General features: G+C 55.3%; 11 protein-coding genes. 2 read left to right on the top strand and 9 right to left on the bottom strand.

The annotated features are described in order from the left end of the window. Positions 1-145: 145 nt before the first annotated feature. Positions 146-2,086 (bottom strand): exoribonuclease II, encoded by a 1,941-nt coding sequence (locus tag AAH450_RS05755; RefSeq protein ID WP_342909322.1) that lies wholly within the window; start codon positions 2,084-2,086, stop codon positions 146-148. Positions 2,087-2,201: 115 nt separating this feature from the next. After that, on the bottom strand, positions 2,202-4,511 hold the full coding sequence (locus tag AAH450_RS05750; protein WP_342909321.1) for an FdhF/YdeP family oxidoreductase: 2,310 nt from the start codon (positions 4,509-4,511) through the stop codon (positions 2,202-2,204). A 286-nt stretch (positions 4,512-4,797) separates the two neighbouring features. On the opposite strand from AAH450_RS05750, the gene AAH450_RS05745 reads away from it, so the two are divergent. Both AAH450_RS05745 and AAH450_RS05740 read left to right on the top strand, forming a co-directional pair. After that, positions 4,798-6,345, top strand: a complete 1,548-nt coding sequence (locus AAH450_RS05745; RefSeq protein WP_463322712.1) for a PTS transporter subunit EIIC — start codon at positions 4,798-4,800, stop codon at positions 6,343-6,345. 144 nt (positions 6,346-6,489) lie between these two features. Further along, positions 6,490-7,404, top strand: a complete 915-nt coding sequence (locus AAH450_RS05740; protein WP_342909319.1) for a LysR family transcriptional regulator — start codon at positions 6,490-6,492, stop codon at positions 7,402-7,404. On the opposite strand, the gene AAH450_RS05735 is transcribed toward AAH450_RS05740, so the two are convergent. From AAH450_RS05735 to pspF, 7 genes are all read right to left on the bottom strand, one after another. Further along, positions 7,399-8,571, bottom strand: a complete 1,173-nt coding sequence (locus AAH450_RS05735) for a CMD domain-containing protein (protein WP_342909318.1) — start codon at positions 8,569-8,571, stop codon at positions 7,399-7,401. The genes AAH450_RS05740 and AAH450_RS05735 overlap by 6 nt on opposite strands. A 228-nt stretch (positions 8,572-8,799) precedes the next feature. Next, positions 8,800-9,606, bottom strand: a complete 807-nt coding sequence (gene sapF, locus AAH450_RS05730; RefSeq protein WP_342909317.1) for a putrescine export ABC transporter ATP-binding protein SapF — start codon at positions 9,604-9,606, stop codon at positions 8,800-8,802. After that, positions 9,603-10,598, bottom strand: a complete 996-nt coding sequence (gene sapD / locus AAH450_RS05725; protein ID WP_342909316.1) for a putrescine export ABC transporter ATP-binding protein SapD — start codon at positions 10,596-10,598, stop codon at positions 9,603-9,605. Before sapD ends, sapF begins: the two co-directional genes overlap by 4 nt. Beyond that, positions 10,599-11,489 carry a putrescine export ABC transporter permease SapC gene (gene sapC / locus AAH450_RS05720; protein WP_342909315.1) on the bottom strand — a complete coding sequence of 297 codons (891 nt, stop codon included), beginning with the start codon at positions 11,487-11,489 and terminating at the stop codon, positions 10,599-10,601. Beyond that, positions 11,476-12,441 carry a putrescine export ABC transporter permease SapB gene (sapB, locus tag AAH450_RS05715; protein ID WP_342909314.1) on the bottom strand — a complete coding sequence of 322 codons (966 nt, stop codon included), beginning with the start codon at positions 12,439-12,441 and terminating at the stop codon, positions 11,476-11,478. The genes sapC and sapB overlap by 14 nt, the downstream gene beginning before the upstream one ends. Before the next feature lie 2 nt (positions 12,442-12,443). Then, on the bottom strand, positions 12,444-14,066 hold the full coding sequence (sapA, locus tag AAH450_RS05710) for an ABC transporter substrate-binding protein SapA (RefSeq protein WP_342909313.1): 1,623 nt from the start codon (positions 14,064-14,066) through the stop codon (positions 12,444-12,446). A 318-nt stretch (positions 14,067-14,384) separates the two neighbouring features. After that, on the bottom strand, positions 14,385-15,374 hold the full coding sequence (gene pspF, locus AAH450_RS05705; protein ID WP_342909312.1) for a phage shock protein operon transcriptional activator: 990 nt from the start codon (positions 15,372-15,374) through the stop codon (positions 14,385-14,387). Positions 15,375-15,524: the final 150 nt, after the last annotated feature.

The following is a 15,524-nucleotide window of genomic DNA, read 5'->3' as shown; positions in this document are numbered from 1 at the left end:
GATAAGAGGAACTGAACAACAAGTTTAAAGTAATGTAATTATTTGTTAATGAAAGCGAAGGCAGAGAGAAGTGTGAGGCAAGAAGCGTTTTTTCGCGAAGAAGAGAGAAGGCGGGATAAGCCAGGTTATCCCGCCTGATAAAACGTTATGCTACCGGACGTGCCACGACGCTACGGGTTTCCATGCGCACTTCCGCAATGGTCACTTCAATCAGGTCAGTGACGCGGTATACCACCTCGCCCTTGATCTGCACGCTGCCATTTTCCTGGCTGCAAACCAGTTCATCACGGACGGCATGAATGAAGGGAGCAGGGATAAAGGCTACCGCACCGTTGTCCGTCAGACGGACGCGCATCCCGCCGCGGGAAACATCAATGATCTCGGCATTAAAGCGGCGATCGGTGCCGGCAGAACTTTGCAGGAAACGTGAATAGAGCCAGTCGCCTACGTCACGTTCGGCCATACGGTTCAGACGGCGACGTTCGCCCATTTTCACCGTAATTTCATCCTGCGGTCGGGTAGCCGCTTCACCTTTAATCATCGATTTCAGCAGGCGATGGTTGATCATATCGCCATATTTACGGATCGGTGAGGTCCAGGTTGCATACGCTTCCAGACCCAGGCCAAAGTGCGGGCCTGGCTCGATGCTGATCTCCGCAAACGACTGGAAACGGCGAATGCGGCTGTCCAGGAACTGCGTCGGCTGGGCATCCAGCTCGCGGCGCAGCTCGCGGAAACCCGCCAGCGTAGCGATAGCCAGCGGATCCACTTTCAGACCGTGGTTTTCCAGCATATTGGCGGCCAGTTCCGCTTTTTCGGCATCAAAGCCCAGGTGAATGTTATAAACACCAAAGCCCAGCTTCTCGCGCAGCACGGTAGCCGCACAGATATTGGCTGTGATCATCGCTTCTTCCACAATGCGGTTAGCAATGCGGCGATGCTCAGCAATAATATCCAGCACTTCCCCTTTTTCTCCCAGCAGGAAGCGGAAATCAGGACGGTCTTTGAATACCAGCGCATGGGTCTGACGCCACTCGCTGCGCGCCAGACAGAGGCGGTGCAGCAGACGGATTTGGCTGGCAATAGCCTCGTTTTCTGGCTGCCAGTCACTCTTGCCGTCGGTTTCCAGCCAGTCGGAAACGTTGTCGTAAGCCAGCTTAGCTTTTGACTCAATCCAGGCGGCAAAGAAGTGGATCTCCTGGCTCAGCGTACCATCGGCAGCCACGTTTACGCGGCAGGCGAGTACGGGGCGACGCTCGTTCGGGCGCAGCGAACAGATATCGTCCGACAGCTGACGAGGCAGCATCGGGATATTAAAGCCCGGCAGGTAGTTAGTGAAAGAGCGCTCTGCCGCAATGGCGTCAAGCGCACTGCCCGCTGCCACATAAGCTGTGGGATCGGCAATTGCAATCGTCAGACGGAGTTCACCCTCTGCGGTTTCTTCCACATAGAGCGCATCATCCATATCTTCGGTGCTGGCGCTGTCGATGGTGACAAACTCCAGAGCCGTAAGATCTTCACGCTCTAACTGCTCGTCCAGCATCTCACCGGTCACGGCTTCTGGCGCTTCACGCTCCAGATTATGACGGGAAAGCGTCACCCACCACGGCGCAAGGTGATCGTCGGCCGTGGTAATAAATGCGGTAAGTTCTGCGTAGAAGGTGCGGTCACCCTTAAGGGGATGACGACGCATCTCGGCCACGGCCCAGTCGCCAGCCTGAAAATCATGCGTGACGTTTCGGTCAGCACGACACTGGATAGCGTCTTTCAGCAGCGGGTGATCGGGAACGATAGAGAGGCGGTCATCTTTGCGTTGAATACGGCCAACAAAACGCGTCAGAAAAGGTTCAATCAGCTTTTCCGGATCGGCAACTTCACGATCTTTATCGGTTTGCAGCACCGCAACCACGCGGTCGCCATGCATGACTTTTTTCATGAACGGCGGTGGAATAAAGTAGCTTTTCTGTGCATCGACTTCCAGGAAGCCAAAGCCTTTCTCGGTGCCTTTCACTACCCCCTCAACACGCGGCGTCTGGGAGTGGAGTTTCTCTTTGAGCTGCGCGAGCAGCGGGTTATCCTGGAACATAATCTCAACAGTTTTCGTGGCCTAAGAGCGGCAGACAGTTTTACGCGATTAACCGCCTCGCGGCAAGTAAAAAGCCGGGAAACCCGGCTTTGTTTACAACAGTTAACGCTGAGGATCAGGCGATACGCAGACCAGGTTTTACTTCCGAAAGGGTGACCTTTACCGGCACTGATTTCGAGGTTGGGGTGCCGCTGCCGTCGCCAAAGCTGGAAAGAGGAACCAGCGGGTTGGTTTCCGGGTAGTAAGCGGCAAGGTTGCCCTTGGGAATGTTGTAAGGCACCAGTTTGAAGCCGAAAACTTTACGGGTGATGCCATCATTCCACAGCGTTTCAATATCCACGTTATCCCCGGCGGCAAAGCCCAGCTTTTCCATATCTTCCGGGTGAATAAACAGCACTTCACGCTGGCCATACACGCCACGATAACGGTCATCGAGGCCGTAAATGGTGGTGTTGTACTGATCGTGGGAACGCAGCGTTTGCAGCGTGAAAGGCACTTCCACATCGCCAAGCTGCGGGAATAAAGAGTCCGGCAGGCGGGCGCTGCTGAACTGCGCTTTATTGTTCAGAGTATTAAAGCGGAACTCAGCTGCGGCGTTACCCAGGTAGAAACCACCTTTGATATCGCATTTCGCGTTGAAGTCGCTGAAGCCAGGAATGGTGGCAGCAATATGCTCACGGATTTGGTTGTAATCCGCAGCCAGCGCCAGCCAGTCCAGCTTCTCGCTGCCCATCACCGCATTGGCAATACCGGCCACAATAGCGGTTTCAGAACGCTGCGTATCGGCGATAGGTTTGCCCACGCCTTCAGAAGCGTGAACCATGCTGAAGGAGTCTTCAACGGTGATGAACTGCGGGCCGCTGGCCTGGATATCCTGCTCGGTACGGCCCAGCGTAGGCAGGATCAGCGCATCAACGGCACCAGGGCAGAGATGGCTACGGTTGAGTTTGGTACTGATCTGCACGGTCAGGTCACAGCGGCGCAGCGCTTCTTCTGTACGAGGGCTGTCCGGTGCTGCCGCAGCCAGGTTACCGCCGAGCGCAATCAGCACCTTGATTTCGTCACGCAGCATCGCTTCCAGCGCTTCTACAGTGTTGTGTCCGGCGCTGCGAGGCGGTTCAAAGCCAAAATGGTTAGCCAGGTTATCCAGGAAAGCCTGAGTCGGCTTCTCATCAATACCCATCGTGCGGTTGCCCTGCACGTTACTGTGGCCGCGAACCGGGCAGAGGCCTGCGCCTTTCTTGCCTAACTGACCAAACAACAGCTGAAGGTTAACGATCTCACGTACGGTATCCACAGAGTGTTTATGTTGAGTGATGCCCATCGCCCAGGTACAGATCACGCGCTCAGCGCTCTGGTAAATGGCGGCAGCTTCACGCAGCTGCTGCTCAGAGAGGCCGGACTGCTGCTCAATCTGCGACCATTCCGTTGCCTCAACGGCGGCAAGATAGGCCTCCATCCCTTCAGTTTTGGCATTGATAAAGACTTCATCAAACAGGCCTTTCTGACCGGCGGCAACCAGCTCCTGGTGCGACTGGTTCAGGGCTTTCACCATGCCACGCACAGCGGCCATATCGCCACCAAGATTGGGCTGGTAGTAAGTAGAACTGATGGTGCCCGCTTTACTGGTCACCACTTCCAGCGGCTTTTGCGGATCGGCAAAACGCTCCAGGCCACGCTCGCGAAGGGTGTTAAAGGTGACAATTTTTGCACCGTGGTCGGCAGCGTGACGCAGGCTGTGCAGCATGCGCGGATGGTTAGTGCCGGGGTTCTGACCGAAAACAAAAATGGCATCTGCATGGTCGAAATCATCCAGACGGATCGTGCCTTTGCCCACGCCAATGCTGCGCTTGAGGCCGGTACCGCTGGCTTCATGGCACATATTCGAGCAGTCAGGGAAGTTATTGCTGCCGTTCATCCGGCCAAAGAGCTGATAGAGCCAGGAGGCTTCATTACTGGCGCGACCGGAGGTGTAAAGCTCCATCTGATCGGGATTGTCCATCGCCTTAATGTGTCTGGCAATCAGCTTAAAAGCATCATCCCAGCTGATGGGTTCGTAATGATCGGTTTCACGGTTGTAGCGCAGCGGCTCGGTGAGACGCCCCTGATATTCAAGGAAGTAGTCGCTTTGTTGATAAAGCGCAGAAACGCTGTATTTCTCAAAGAAGCTGGCATCGACAAAGCGACGTGTTGCTTCCCAGGTCACCGCTTTGGCACCGTTTTCGCAGAAGCTGAAGGTGCTTTTATTATCATCGCCCCAGGCGCAGCCGGGGCAGTCAAAGCCTTTGGCTTTGTTCATGCGCATCAGGTTACGCATGTTTTTCAGAACTTGTTTGCTGTCGAAAACGAAACGGGTGGTGGCTTCAAGAGAACCCCAGCCGCCCGCCGCTGCCTGGTATGGCTTAATTGCAGTTTTAAATTTCATATTGCTTCGCAGGTAATTTAATTGTTTTTGATATGTTAAGAGGTTATTACTTCTTTTGTGGGATTAGTCTGCAACCTGGTAAAAAAATTGTCTAATTGATTGGTTTAATGGTGCGATAGGCGCGGTTTATCGCAAAAGCGTGAACCTGTTCAAAGAATTGCTCATGACGATCTGTAATTACCAGGCCGCAAATGCAGAGCTGGCTAATAATTAGGCTTTCTTAAATCAGCCAGAGGTGCCCGTGAAAGAATTCGCCAGCAAAATTCATGCTTTTGGTAAGGCACTGATGATGCCGATTTCGGTTATCGCCGCCGCCGGTATCTTCCTGGGCGTGGCCGCTGCCATGCAAAACCCGGCGATCACCGGAGAAGCCTTTGCCAGCCTTCATACGCCACAACTGATTATCGGCTTTATTCGTAAAGTCGCCGGGGCGCTTTTTGCCAATCTTCCGCTGTTCTTTGCCGTGGCCAGCGCCATCGGGCTGGCAAAAGCGGAGAAGCCCACGGCGGCGTTTGCTGCCGTTATCGGGTTTATTGCCATGCATGTGGGCGTCAGCGCAACGCTGAGTGCGCAGGGGCTGACCGCCGCGACAACCACACCGGAAGCGTTACAGGCGCAAGGCATGGCGCAGACGGCGGCGATGATGACCTCTGCCGAATATATCGAGATGCTGGGGATCTTCACCTACAACATGAGCGTGCTGGGTGGGGTGATAGCGGGGCTGCTGACGGTGGTTATCCATAACCGTTTTTATACTACGCAGTTGCCCACGGCGATCAGCTTCTTCGGAGGCCGCCGCTTTGTGCCCATTGTCACGGTGCTGGTTCTGCCGCTGGTGGGCGTGCTGCTGGCTATGATCTGGCCTGCTATCGGCGCCGGGATCGCCTGGGTAGGCGAACTGATAGGTAAAAGTGGACAGTATGGTGCGTTCTTATACGGTACCAGTGAACGGCTGCTGATCCCGACCGGGCTGCACCATATTCTGAACGAAACGGTGCGCTTCACCCCCATAGGCGGTATAGCCACGGTAGATAACCAGACCATTGTGGGAGCGCTGAATATCTTTAACAGCGCATTAACCCATCCCGGCTCCATTCCGGACGAAACGGTCAGAAACGCCACGCAATTTCTTGCTCAGGGCAAAATCCCGGTAATGATGTTTGGCCTGCCGGCTGCGGCGCTGGCTATCTATCACACTGCCCGACCGGAACATAAGCAGCGGGTAAAAGCATTGGTGCTGGCGGGGGCGTTAACCTCATTTACCACCGGTATTACCGAGCCGCTGGAATTCTGCTTTATCTTTGTCTCGCCCGTTCTCTATCTGATGCATGCCGTGCTGAGCGGCCTCTCCTTTATGCTGATGTCCATGCTGCATCTGATGATTGGGAACGTGCAGGGTGGCGCGATTGATCTGGTGGTCTTTGGCATTTTAGGCGGCAGTAAAACGCAGTGGTGGTGGAGCCTGGTACTGGGGCTGATCTATATTCCGGTTTACTACTACGCCTTTAAATTTGTTATTACCCGGATGCGCGTTGAAACGCCAGGAAGGGAGAGTGAGGAGGTGGAAAGCCAGCAAAAAACGGTCTCCGCTGACGACAGGACGCAGGTCATTATCAGCGGCCTGGGGGGTGAAGCCAATATAGAGGATGTCGATTGCTGCTTTACCCGTCTGCGGGTCAGGGTAAAAGAGATGAAAGAGGTAGTTGACCAGACTCTGATGACCACCGGTGCAAACGGCGTAAACCGCGTCAGCGATCACGATGTGCAGGTGATTTATGGCCCGCAGGTAGAGAAAATCGCTAATGAGGTGAAAATGGCACTGGGCGTAGCCTGATCGCTGCCGATAACAGTGACTAACCAGCATTGCAAAGCTCAGGGTGTGCAGTGCGCAGCAAGACATCATGACACTATACAGAATTGTCTGTAGTCTGCATCTGGTCACCAGCCCTGTGGCGTAGCGGGTTAACGTAATTGAATTATGGATATTAAGCAGCTTATTTACCTCTGCAACCTTGAGCGCGAACGCCATTTCGGCCGCGCCGCGGAGGCGAGTTTTGTCAGTCAGCCTACGCTGTCGATGCGGCTGAAAAACCTTGAGCGTGAGCTGGGTCTTTCGCTGATCAACCGCAGCAACAACTTTGACGGCTTCACGGCGGAAGGGGAACGGGTACTCTCATGGGCCAGAGAGATCGTCTCTGTTTACCAGGGCCTGAAGCTGGAGGTAGAGTCTCTTAAGCATGGCGTTAACGGCACGCTGCGCATTGGCGTGGTGCCACAGTGCAGTCTCTCACTGCCGCTGATGTTGAAAGCAATCAGTGACCGCTATCCTCAGCTTGATTATCGTGTTGCCGTACTCAGCGCCGATCAGCTGCTGGAAGCGCTGAACAGCCATACCGTAGATGTTGGTATCGGCTTTTTTGAACTGGCTACGCTGCGCGAGCTTCATTTTCAGGCTGAGCCGCTTCAGGATCATGGCGTTGAAGTGATGTTTCACCCACACCATTTTCCGCAGCTTACTGGCGAAGGGGCGCTGGCGCTGGAAAGTTTGCAGGATATCCCACTCTGTCTTGCTGAACAGACCCGCTATTTCCGACGTTATCTGGATACGCATTTTCGTGATGCCGGGGTCAGGCTACGTGTGATCTTCGAAACCACTTCGGTGTTTCAGTTAGTTCAGGCAGCCCAGGTGGGGCTTGGCTGTCTGATTTCGCCAACCGGCCACCTGCTGCCGGGAATGACGCCCGAGCTGCACAGCCGGGCGCTTTCCATCGAGCCGATGTCGCGCCAGGCCGCCCTGGTTATTGCGGAACCCGGCAGGGCGACCCCTTTGTCACAGCATTTCTTTGACGAGGTTCGTCGCTTGCTTAGTGAAGGCCAGGCCGTAAAGTTATAACGGCTCGGCGCGCTCTTGCACTTGTGGCTGAGTTGACCCCAGCGCATGCATCAGCCGATTATTCCAGCTCGCCAGCGCGGTACTTTGCAGCAGAGTAAATACCATTTTATCGCTGAAGCCCGCCTCTTTTAACGGCTGGAGATGCGCTGCGCTGAATCGTTCAGGGGAGCGCGTAAGCTGCGCGGCGCAGTGAATAATCGCCTTCTGCTCTGGCGTTGCCAGAGACAAAGCTTCATCAATCCCTTCCAGCAGCGCCTCTCGCATCTCTCCCTCAGCAGCGTTTGCAAAACAGACCGGGCTACCATTAATTCTTGCTGCCACAGCGGCGGCAAGGCGCGCTTCGGGGGAGTCAGTGCTCTCTTTCAGGGCGTTGAGCAGGTTTGCCCAGCCATACAGGGTCTGGCCATCATGCGCCAGTAGCCAGGCGCTGTGGTCAGGGAGTGGCAAGGGCTGACAACAGGCCAGTGCTGCGATCTGGCTTTCAGAGGCGTAGCGTAACTCTACCGGTGGCAATAGCGGGCGCCACGGCGAAGCTGGCGTGAAGCCGTCCCGACCAGCATCCTCCGGCAATGTTCCGCCAGGGATCCAGCGCACCGGCAACGCCAGCAGCGCATTCATCCCGGCCACTGTCCGCGCCTGGTAGCTGACAAAGCCAATGAGCTGATGGAAGGTCACAATATCAGGTGCGGTTAACCCCACATCATCAAGGCGTGACAGGGCGGCTTCATCAATCAGCGTCGGCTGGCTTGCAAGCTGGCGGGCATATTCAGTGATCTGGGTCAGACGACGATTACTCTCACGGGTAGAGTCCGGGCCTGGTAAGGGATTCAGGCGGGCAGCATAATGATTGCATAACCGTTGAATGCCCGTGACCTGCGCCACGGTTAAGGCCGTGCTCAGGCGATCGTAAAGGGTAAGGGTATGGGTTTTACTGGTGGTGAGCTGCCGGGGTAACAACAGCTGATACAAATCGCGCGATGCCAGCATGGCGGGTTGGGTTTGCAGTAAAGTCTGTTGCAACTCGTTCTGGTACTGCTGCGCAAGCCCCAGCAGAAAGCGGTCTTCAATCTCTGCCGCTTCAGGAAACAGCGGAGCGGCATGCGGGGTGAGGGTCGATTGCGTTTCATGATACCAGTGGCTGTTGCCGGGAAAACGGCGCTGTTCCATGATCATTCCTTTTCAAGTTTACCGGCCAGCCGAGCGAAAAAAAGAAAATCGGCAGTGTAGCGGGCCTTAAGATTTTCCCTATCCTCGCGCATGGTAAGAAGCGAATGAAAGAATGATCGGTGCTAACACATAGCGGAATGGTATAACGGCACTTATTCAGCGCTGAGCGGCTGAAACCGTACGGAAAAGCGCCTCTTTGGTGCGGTTCTGGCAAAGCTTAGCGAAAGTTCAGCCATCTTTACGCCAGGCGTCGGCGGTTAACGCCTCACCAAAGTGGCTGTTGATAAGCCTTTTGGTCAGATCATGCAGCGGGCTGGCCAGCACATCTGCCGTACTGCCGCGCTCCACCACCTCGCCCTGGTGCATCACAATTACCTGATCGCTGATGTGCTTCATCATGCCCAGGTGCTGGGTCACATAGATGTAAGCAATGCCGTGTTTCGCCTGCAACTCCAGCATCAGATTGATCAGCTGAGAGCGCATGGACATATCCAGCGAAGCCATCGCCTCATCGGCAATGATCACTTTTGGTTGCAGTATCAGGGCGCGCGCCAGGCCAACGCGCTGTTTCTGGCCGGGGGCAAGCATGTGCGGATAATAGGCGGCGTGATCGCGCAGCAGCCCGACCTGGCGCAGCGTGGCGATAATGCGTTTTTCCCGCGCCTCTGCGGTCAGTTCGGTGTTCAGCCGCAGCGGGAAATCGAGTATCTGACTGATACGCTGTCGTGGATTAAGGGAGGTGGAGGGATCCTGGAAAATCATCCTGATCCGCTGGCTGCGGTAGCCATAGTCACCATATTGCAGTGGATGATCGTCTATCAGGATATCGCCAGCGCTGGGTTCAATCATGCCGCTCAGCATTTTTGCCAGCGTGGATTTACCGGAACCGTTCTCACCAATAATGGCCAGCGTTTGCTTTTCCCGCAGCATAAAGCTGACCTCTTTTACCGCCTCAACATGCTGACGACGAAACAGGCCGGTGCGGTAGCGAAACGTCTTACTGAGGTTACGCACTTCCAGCAGCGTTTCAATCATTTATGACTCTCCATGTTAAGCGGGAAGTGGCACGCAAACAGGTGCGTTTTGGGGCCAGCCAGGCGGGGTGTTTCGGTACACTTTTTCTGGGCATAAGGGCAGCGAGGCCCAAGACGGCAGCCGATTGGCAGATGTTCCAGCGAAGGAATAGCACCCGGCAGCGTGTTCAGGCGGCTTTTATGCGGCAGAGAGCGGCCAAAGTCTGGCATCGCACGGATTAGCGCCTGCGTATAAGGATGGTGCGGGGTCGTAATCAGATCTTCACTGCGCGCGGTTTCCACCGTCTGGCCGCAGTACATAACGTTGATCCTGTCTGCCCAGTGGCTGAGCATCTGCAAGTCGTGGCTGATCAACAAAATCGTGGTGTTATTATTCTGATTCAGACGTGCCAGCAGGCGGAAGATCTGAGCCTGAGTGGTGGGTTCCATCGCATTTGTGGGTTCATCGGCAATCAACAGGCGCGGCTGGTTCGCCAGAGCAATGGCGATCATCACTTTCTGGCATTCACCATCGGTCAGCTCGTAGGGAAAGCTGCCCATAATATCTTTATGATCTTTGATCCCCACGCGATGCAGCAGCTCTATGGCACGGCGGTAACGCCAGCGGAACCGTTGGTACCAGCGACCTTTGTAGGTCCAGCCGGGAATAGCCTGCACAATCTGCTTACCAATATTTTCTGAAGGATCCAGACAGGATTGCGGCTCCTGAAAAATCATCGACACATTGTGGCCAATGATTTTACGTCTTTCGCGCGGAGTAAGATGCAGCAGGTCGATATCATTAAAGCGCATACGGTCAGCCGTGACGCGCCAGTTATCTTTAGTGACGCCGCAAATGGCTTTGGCTATCAGACTTTTTCCGGAGCCGGACTCGCCAACCAGACCGCGAATTTCACCTTCCGCCAGGGTGATACTGACGCGATCCACAGCCTTAACCGGGCCGTCTGCGGTCATGAATTCAATGGTCAGATTACGTATATCAAGCAGCGGCATCTATTCAACTCCCGCAACAATGGCCCGGCGTATGCCGTCACCTAACAGATTAACAATCAGCACGCTAAGCATAATAGCCGCACCGGGCAGCATCACTGTCCAGGGCGCAACGTAAATCAGTTCCAGCGCATCGCCCAGCATCGCTCCCCACTCGGGAGAGGGAAGCTGCGCCCCCAGATCCAGAAAGCCCAGCGCGGCGATATCCAGAATGGCCATCGACAGCGCGCGGGTGAACTCGGACACCAGCAGGGCAAGAATGTTCGGTAATACCGCATACCAGAGAATATCCAGGCTGCTGGCGCCGTCCAGCCGCGCGGCAATCACATAATCTTTCTCCAGCTCATCATGCACTGCCGTATAGATGGCTCGCACCAGGCGCGGAACAATTGCCAGCCAGACGGCGAGCAGTGCATGCTCCAGCCGTGGTCCCAAAAAAGCCACCACGATAATCGCCAGCAGCAGCGAAGGGATCGACAATAGCGTATCCAGCACGTGATTAAGGAGCGCAGAGCGCAGACCCCGCGTCAGTCCGGCAAAGACACCTAAAATCATGGCACACAGCGCGGCAAAAAGCGTGACCAGGATCGCTGAACCCACGGTGGGTAAGGCCCCGCTGATTAACCTGCTGAGGATATCCCGCCCCAGATCGTCAGTGCCCAGGAAAAAGGAAACATCGCCATACCGTGACCAGGAAGGCGGTAGCAGCTGGTAGCCCAGAAACTGCTGATCCAGCCCGTAAGGGGCCAGCAACCGGCCAAACAGGCAGACCAGTAACAGGGCAATAAACAGATAGAAGCCCACCATCGCTGAGGTGTCGCGATAGAACAGCCTCCAGGCATTACGTAACGTGCTTGGGAGCCGCTTTTCGGCATAGATATTATCGGCGGGCATACCACTCCTTATGTTTCAGTGGCGTCATCATTGCGCCCAGAATATCGGCCAGAACATTCACGGTGATCACCAGGCCGCCCACCATCATTACGCCAGCTGAAATTGCCGCATAATCCTGCTGGCGGATGGCATCCACCAGCCAGCGACCCAGACCTGGCCAGCTGAAGACCACTTCCGTGATCATCGCCAGCGTCAACATGGTGGAAAACTGTAACCCCAAACGCGGAATAACCGGCGGCAGGGCATTATGCAGAACGTGCCTGCGGATAACTGTAAAGCGAGACAGGCCACGGGTTGCGGCAGCCTTAATATAGTTTTCTTCCATCACCTCGCGGGTACTGATTCGCAGCAGGCGTACCACTTCGGTAGTGGGCGCCACGGCCAGCGCCGTTACCGGCAAGACCAGGTGCATCAGGGCGCTGACCATCATCTCATGCCGCCAGGGAGAGTGGCTCAGCCACGCATCGAGCAGGGCAAAACCGGTGATGTTCCTGACGGGATAGAGCAGATCGAAGCGACCGGAAACAGGCAGCCATCCCAGGTTCAGCGAAAAGAAGAGTGTCAGCAGCAGAGCCAGCCAGAAGACCGGCATGGAAAAGCCCAGCAGGGCGAGGGCGCTGATCGCTTTGTCCTGCCATTTGTTGCGCATTACGCCAGCCGCGATGCCAAGAGGAATGCCCGTGGCCATCGCCAGCACAAATGCCATGATGCACAGCTCAAGCGTGGCGGGAAACACTTCACGGATCTGCTCTAAAATTGGCTCGCCATTAATACTGGAGACGCCAAAGTCCAGTTGAAAGACTCCCTGATACCAGAAGAGTAAAGCATCCGTCAGCGATGCGCCCTGTAGGGGAGCATGCGGGGTGAAATAACTCAGGCTGAAGCCAACCAGCGTCAGCATAAAGAGCGTCACCAGCCACAGCACCAGACGGCGCAGCGTATAAATTACCATGACTACTTAACCTCGCCTTTTTCACGATGCACACCGGCAAATGAGGCATTGCCAAAGGGGCTGAGTACCAGTCCCTGGATATCGTGACGGTACGCCTGCAAACGAAGCGAATAGGCCAGCGGCAGCACCGGTAACGACTCTGCCAGCATCTTTTGTGCCTGAGCGTAGTAATCCACCCTGGAGGCAAGCTGTTGCGAAAGCAGCGCCTTATGCAGCACCTCATCAAATCTGGTATCGCACCAGTGAGCATAGTTGGTCTGTGAACCAATGGCGGCGCAGCTTAACAGCGGACGGAAAAAGCTGTCCGGATCGTTGCTGTCGGTGGCCCAGCCGGTCAGCGTCATATCGTGATTCATCTCCATCAGCCGCGCTTCCTGAAAACGGCCCTCCACGGAAACAATACTCACCGTGACGCCCACCTGAGCCAGGTCAGCCTGGATCAGCTCGGCCGTTTTCAGCGGGCTGGGGTTCCAGGATTGTGAAGCTGAAGGAACCCACAACGTCAGATTAAGATCCTCCACGCCCAGCGCTTTGAGCGCCTCGCGGGATTTTTGCGGATTATATTCTGTCACCCGTGCATCATTATTATAAGCCCAGGAGGCGCGGGGAAGGATTGAAGCTGCTGTCTCCGCCGTGCCGTAATAGATCGACTCCATCAGGCGTTCGTTATTAATGGCCAGCGCCAGCGCCTGACGCACTTCAACGCGATCCAGCGGAGCTTTACGGGTATTAAAGGCAAGGTAGGCGATATTCATCCCTGGCCGCAGCGTCAGGCGCAGACGGGGGTCGTCCCGCAAAATCGAAATCTGACTGGCAGCCGGGTAGGCCAGCACGTCGCACTCGCCCGTCAGCAGTTTAGAGAGCCTTCCGGTGCCGCCTGCACCCATATCAATCACCACCTGCGGCATTCGCGGCAGGCCTTTCCAGTAGTCGGGGTTGCGCGCCAGACGGATATATTGCCCGGTTCGGTATTCGCTCAGCATAAACGGCCCGGTGCCCACCGGCTGGCGATCCATCTGCTCCTGGCGATCGGTCTTTGTCAGCAAACTGGCATATTCAGCCGAGAGAACCGGTGCGTAATGGGTGGCAATGTGCCAGAGAAAGGAGGCGTCCGGGTTGTGCAGGCGGATCTCTACCGTATCTTTGTCCAGCTTCTTCACGCTTTTGACAGCATCAGGAAATTGCAGGCTGTCGAAGTAGGGGTAGCTGCCGCCGTTGACATTATGCCAGGCGGAATGGCGGTTAAAAATTCGCTGAAAGCTGAAGACCACATCATCGGCATTCAGCGCACGGGTCGGGGAAAACCACGCCGTCTTCTGGAAATGCACATTATGCCGCAGATGGAACCGGTAGGTTGCGCCATTATCCAGCACTTCCCAGCTTTCAGCCAGCTCAGGGATCAGCCGGTAGGTATAGGGGTCCACATCCAGCAGACGGTCGTAAAGCTGGGCCGCCAGCGTGTCGACCACCAGCCCACCGCTCGCCATCTGCGGATTAAAGGTGGTGATCGCGCCGTTAACGCAATAGACGAAGCCGCTCTGACGAATATCGCCGGGCGTGTTGCACCAGGCTGAGGCGCTGAACAGGCTAAAGCTGAGTAAAAGCGAGGAGAATAGTGTGCGCATAAGTTATCTGAATATCAGGCAATAGTGAGAGTGTACCGCACTCTGCGGTCCGGCCCAAAATTTGCCAGGTTAAGCGAGCTTTTTTCCGGCTAAAAGCGGCCCTGTCGCGCCCCTGGCAACCGCCGCGTTGTGCGGAATACGCCCAGGGTTGTTATGGTAATGAGAAAAATTCTCAACAAACCACTTTACAGTTGGTGCTGAGAATGATTATTATTCCCCTGCGCTTCGACGGTGGCTCTACCGGAGAAGAGCACGACATTGCTCACATTGCTTCCAGTATTTTTTAGCCCGCTTCGCGCGGGCTTTTTTTTGTCTGTTTTAATTATCCCCGGCAACACCATGCTTTTTCAACATCGCCCGCAGCTGATGATATGTGACGCCAAGCAATTCTGCGGCGCGGCGTTGATTAAACCTCGCCTGAGCCAGACTTTTCTCCAGCAGCTCTTTTTCCTGTTCGTTCTGCCAGCGGCGCAGATCGAGCGGCAAAGTGGGCAGGGAAGGCGCAGGCAGCGCCTCTCTCTCAGCAGCGGGCTGCTGGCGCTGGAAAGGGTTGATGATAATGCTGTCCAGCTCCTGCTCGCTATCGGTGTGACGATAAACGGAGCGTTCCACCACGTTTTTGAGTTCACGGACATTGCCAGGCCAGTGGTAATCAAGCAGAACCTGCTTTGCCTCTGCGGAAAAACCGGCAAAGAGTTGCAGTCCCAGTTCCCGGCACATCTGAATAGCGAAATGCTCCGCCATCACCAGTATATCGCTCCGGCGTTCACGCAGAGGGGGCAACTGAACGACATCAAAAGCCAGACGGTCAAGCAGATCGGCACGGAATTTCCCCTGCTGCGCCAGCAGTGGTAAATCATCATTAGTGGCGCAAACCAGCCGCACGCTGACCTGAAGCGGCTGGCTCCCGCCCACGCGCTCAAGGTGGCCATATTCAATAACCCGCAGAAGCTTTTCCTGCACCAGCATGGGGGCAGTTGCCAGTTCATCAAGGAATAATGTCCCGCCATCTGCCCGCTCAAACCTTCCCAGATGGCGCTTCTGCGCGCCGGTAAAAGCGCCCGCCTCATGGCCAAACAGTTCAGAGTCGAGCAGATTTTCATTCAGCGCGGCGCAGTTAAGCGAAATGAACGGCCCCTGCCAGCGCTCGGAAAGATAATGCAGGCGGCTGGCGATCAGCTCTTTTCCTGTGCCGCGCTCGCCAGTGACCAGCACCGGCTTGTTCAGCGGTGCCAGCCGGGAAACCTGTTCCAGAACTTCCAGGAAATTATTCGACTCACCGAGCAGGGTATCGTTATTTTCACTCATGAAATTCACCAGAAGTTAGTTATTTACGCCACCTTAGCCAATTATCGGCCGGGAGTAAATAAAAGGAATTCAATAAAATCAGCAAGATAAAAGTTGGCACGGGTTTTGAATAGTGTTTACCGTAGCCGCAACTGTTGCGCACATTTTAAT

Source organism: Erwinia magellanica, assembly GCF_039023495.1.
GTDB lineage: Bacteria > Pseudomonadota > Gammaproteobacteria > Enterobacterales > Enterobacteriaceae > Erwinia.
The sequence above is the reverse complement of the archived record's forward strand: the minus strand, read 5'-3'. Positions and strand labels throughout refer to the sequence as shown.

Coding starts and splice junctions, on each gene's coding strand:
- AAH450_RS05755 (WP_342909322.1), bottom strand. CDS start 2,086: ATGTTCCAGGATAACCCGCTGCTCGCGCAGCTCAAAGAGAAACTCCAC.
- AAH450_RS05750 (WP_342909321.1), bottom strand. CDS start 4,511: ATGAAATTTAAAACTGCAATTAAGCCATACCAGGCAGCGGCGGGCGGC.
- AAH450_RS05745 (WP_463322712.1), top strand. CDS start 4,798: ATGATGCCGATTTCGGTTATCGCCGCCGCCGGTATCTTCCTGGGCGTG.
- AAH450_RS05740 (WP_342909319.1), top strand. CDS start 6,490: ATGGATATTAAGCAGCTTATTTACCTCTGCAACCTTGAGCGCGAACGC.
- AAH450_RS05735 (WP_342909318.1), bottom strand. CDS start 8,571: ATGGAACAGCGCCGTTTTCCCGGCAACAGCCACTGGTATCATGAAACG.
- sapF (WP_342909317.1), bottom strand. CDS start 9,606: ATGATTGAAACGCTGCTGGAAGTGCGTAACCTCAGTAAGACGTTTCGC.
- sapD (WP_342909316.1), bottom strand. CDS start 10,598: ATGCCGCTGCTTGATATACGTAATCTGACCATTGAATTCATGACCGCA.
- sapC (WP_342909315.1), bottom strand. CDS start 11,489: ATGCCCGCCGATAATATCTATGCCGAAAAGCGGCTCCCAAGCACGTTA.
- sapB (WP_342909314.1), bottom strand. CDS start 12,441: ATGGTAATTTATACGCTGCGCCGTCTGGTGCTGTGGCTGGTGACGCTC.
- sapA (WP_342909313.1), bottom strand. CDS start 14,066: ATGCGCACACTATTCTCCTCGCTTTTACTCAGCTTTAGCCTGTTCAGC.
- pspF (WP_342909312.1), bottom strand. CDS start 15,374: ATGAGTGAAAATAACGATACCCTGCTCGGTGAGTCGAATAATTTCCTG.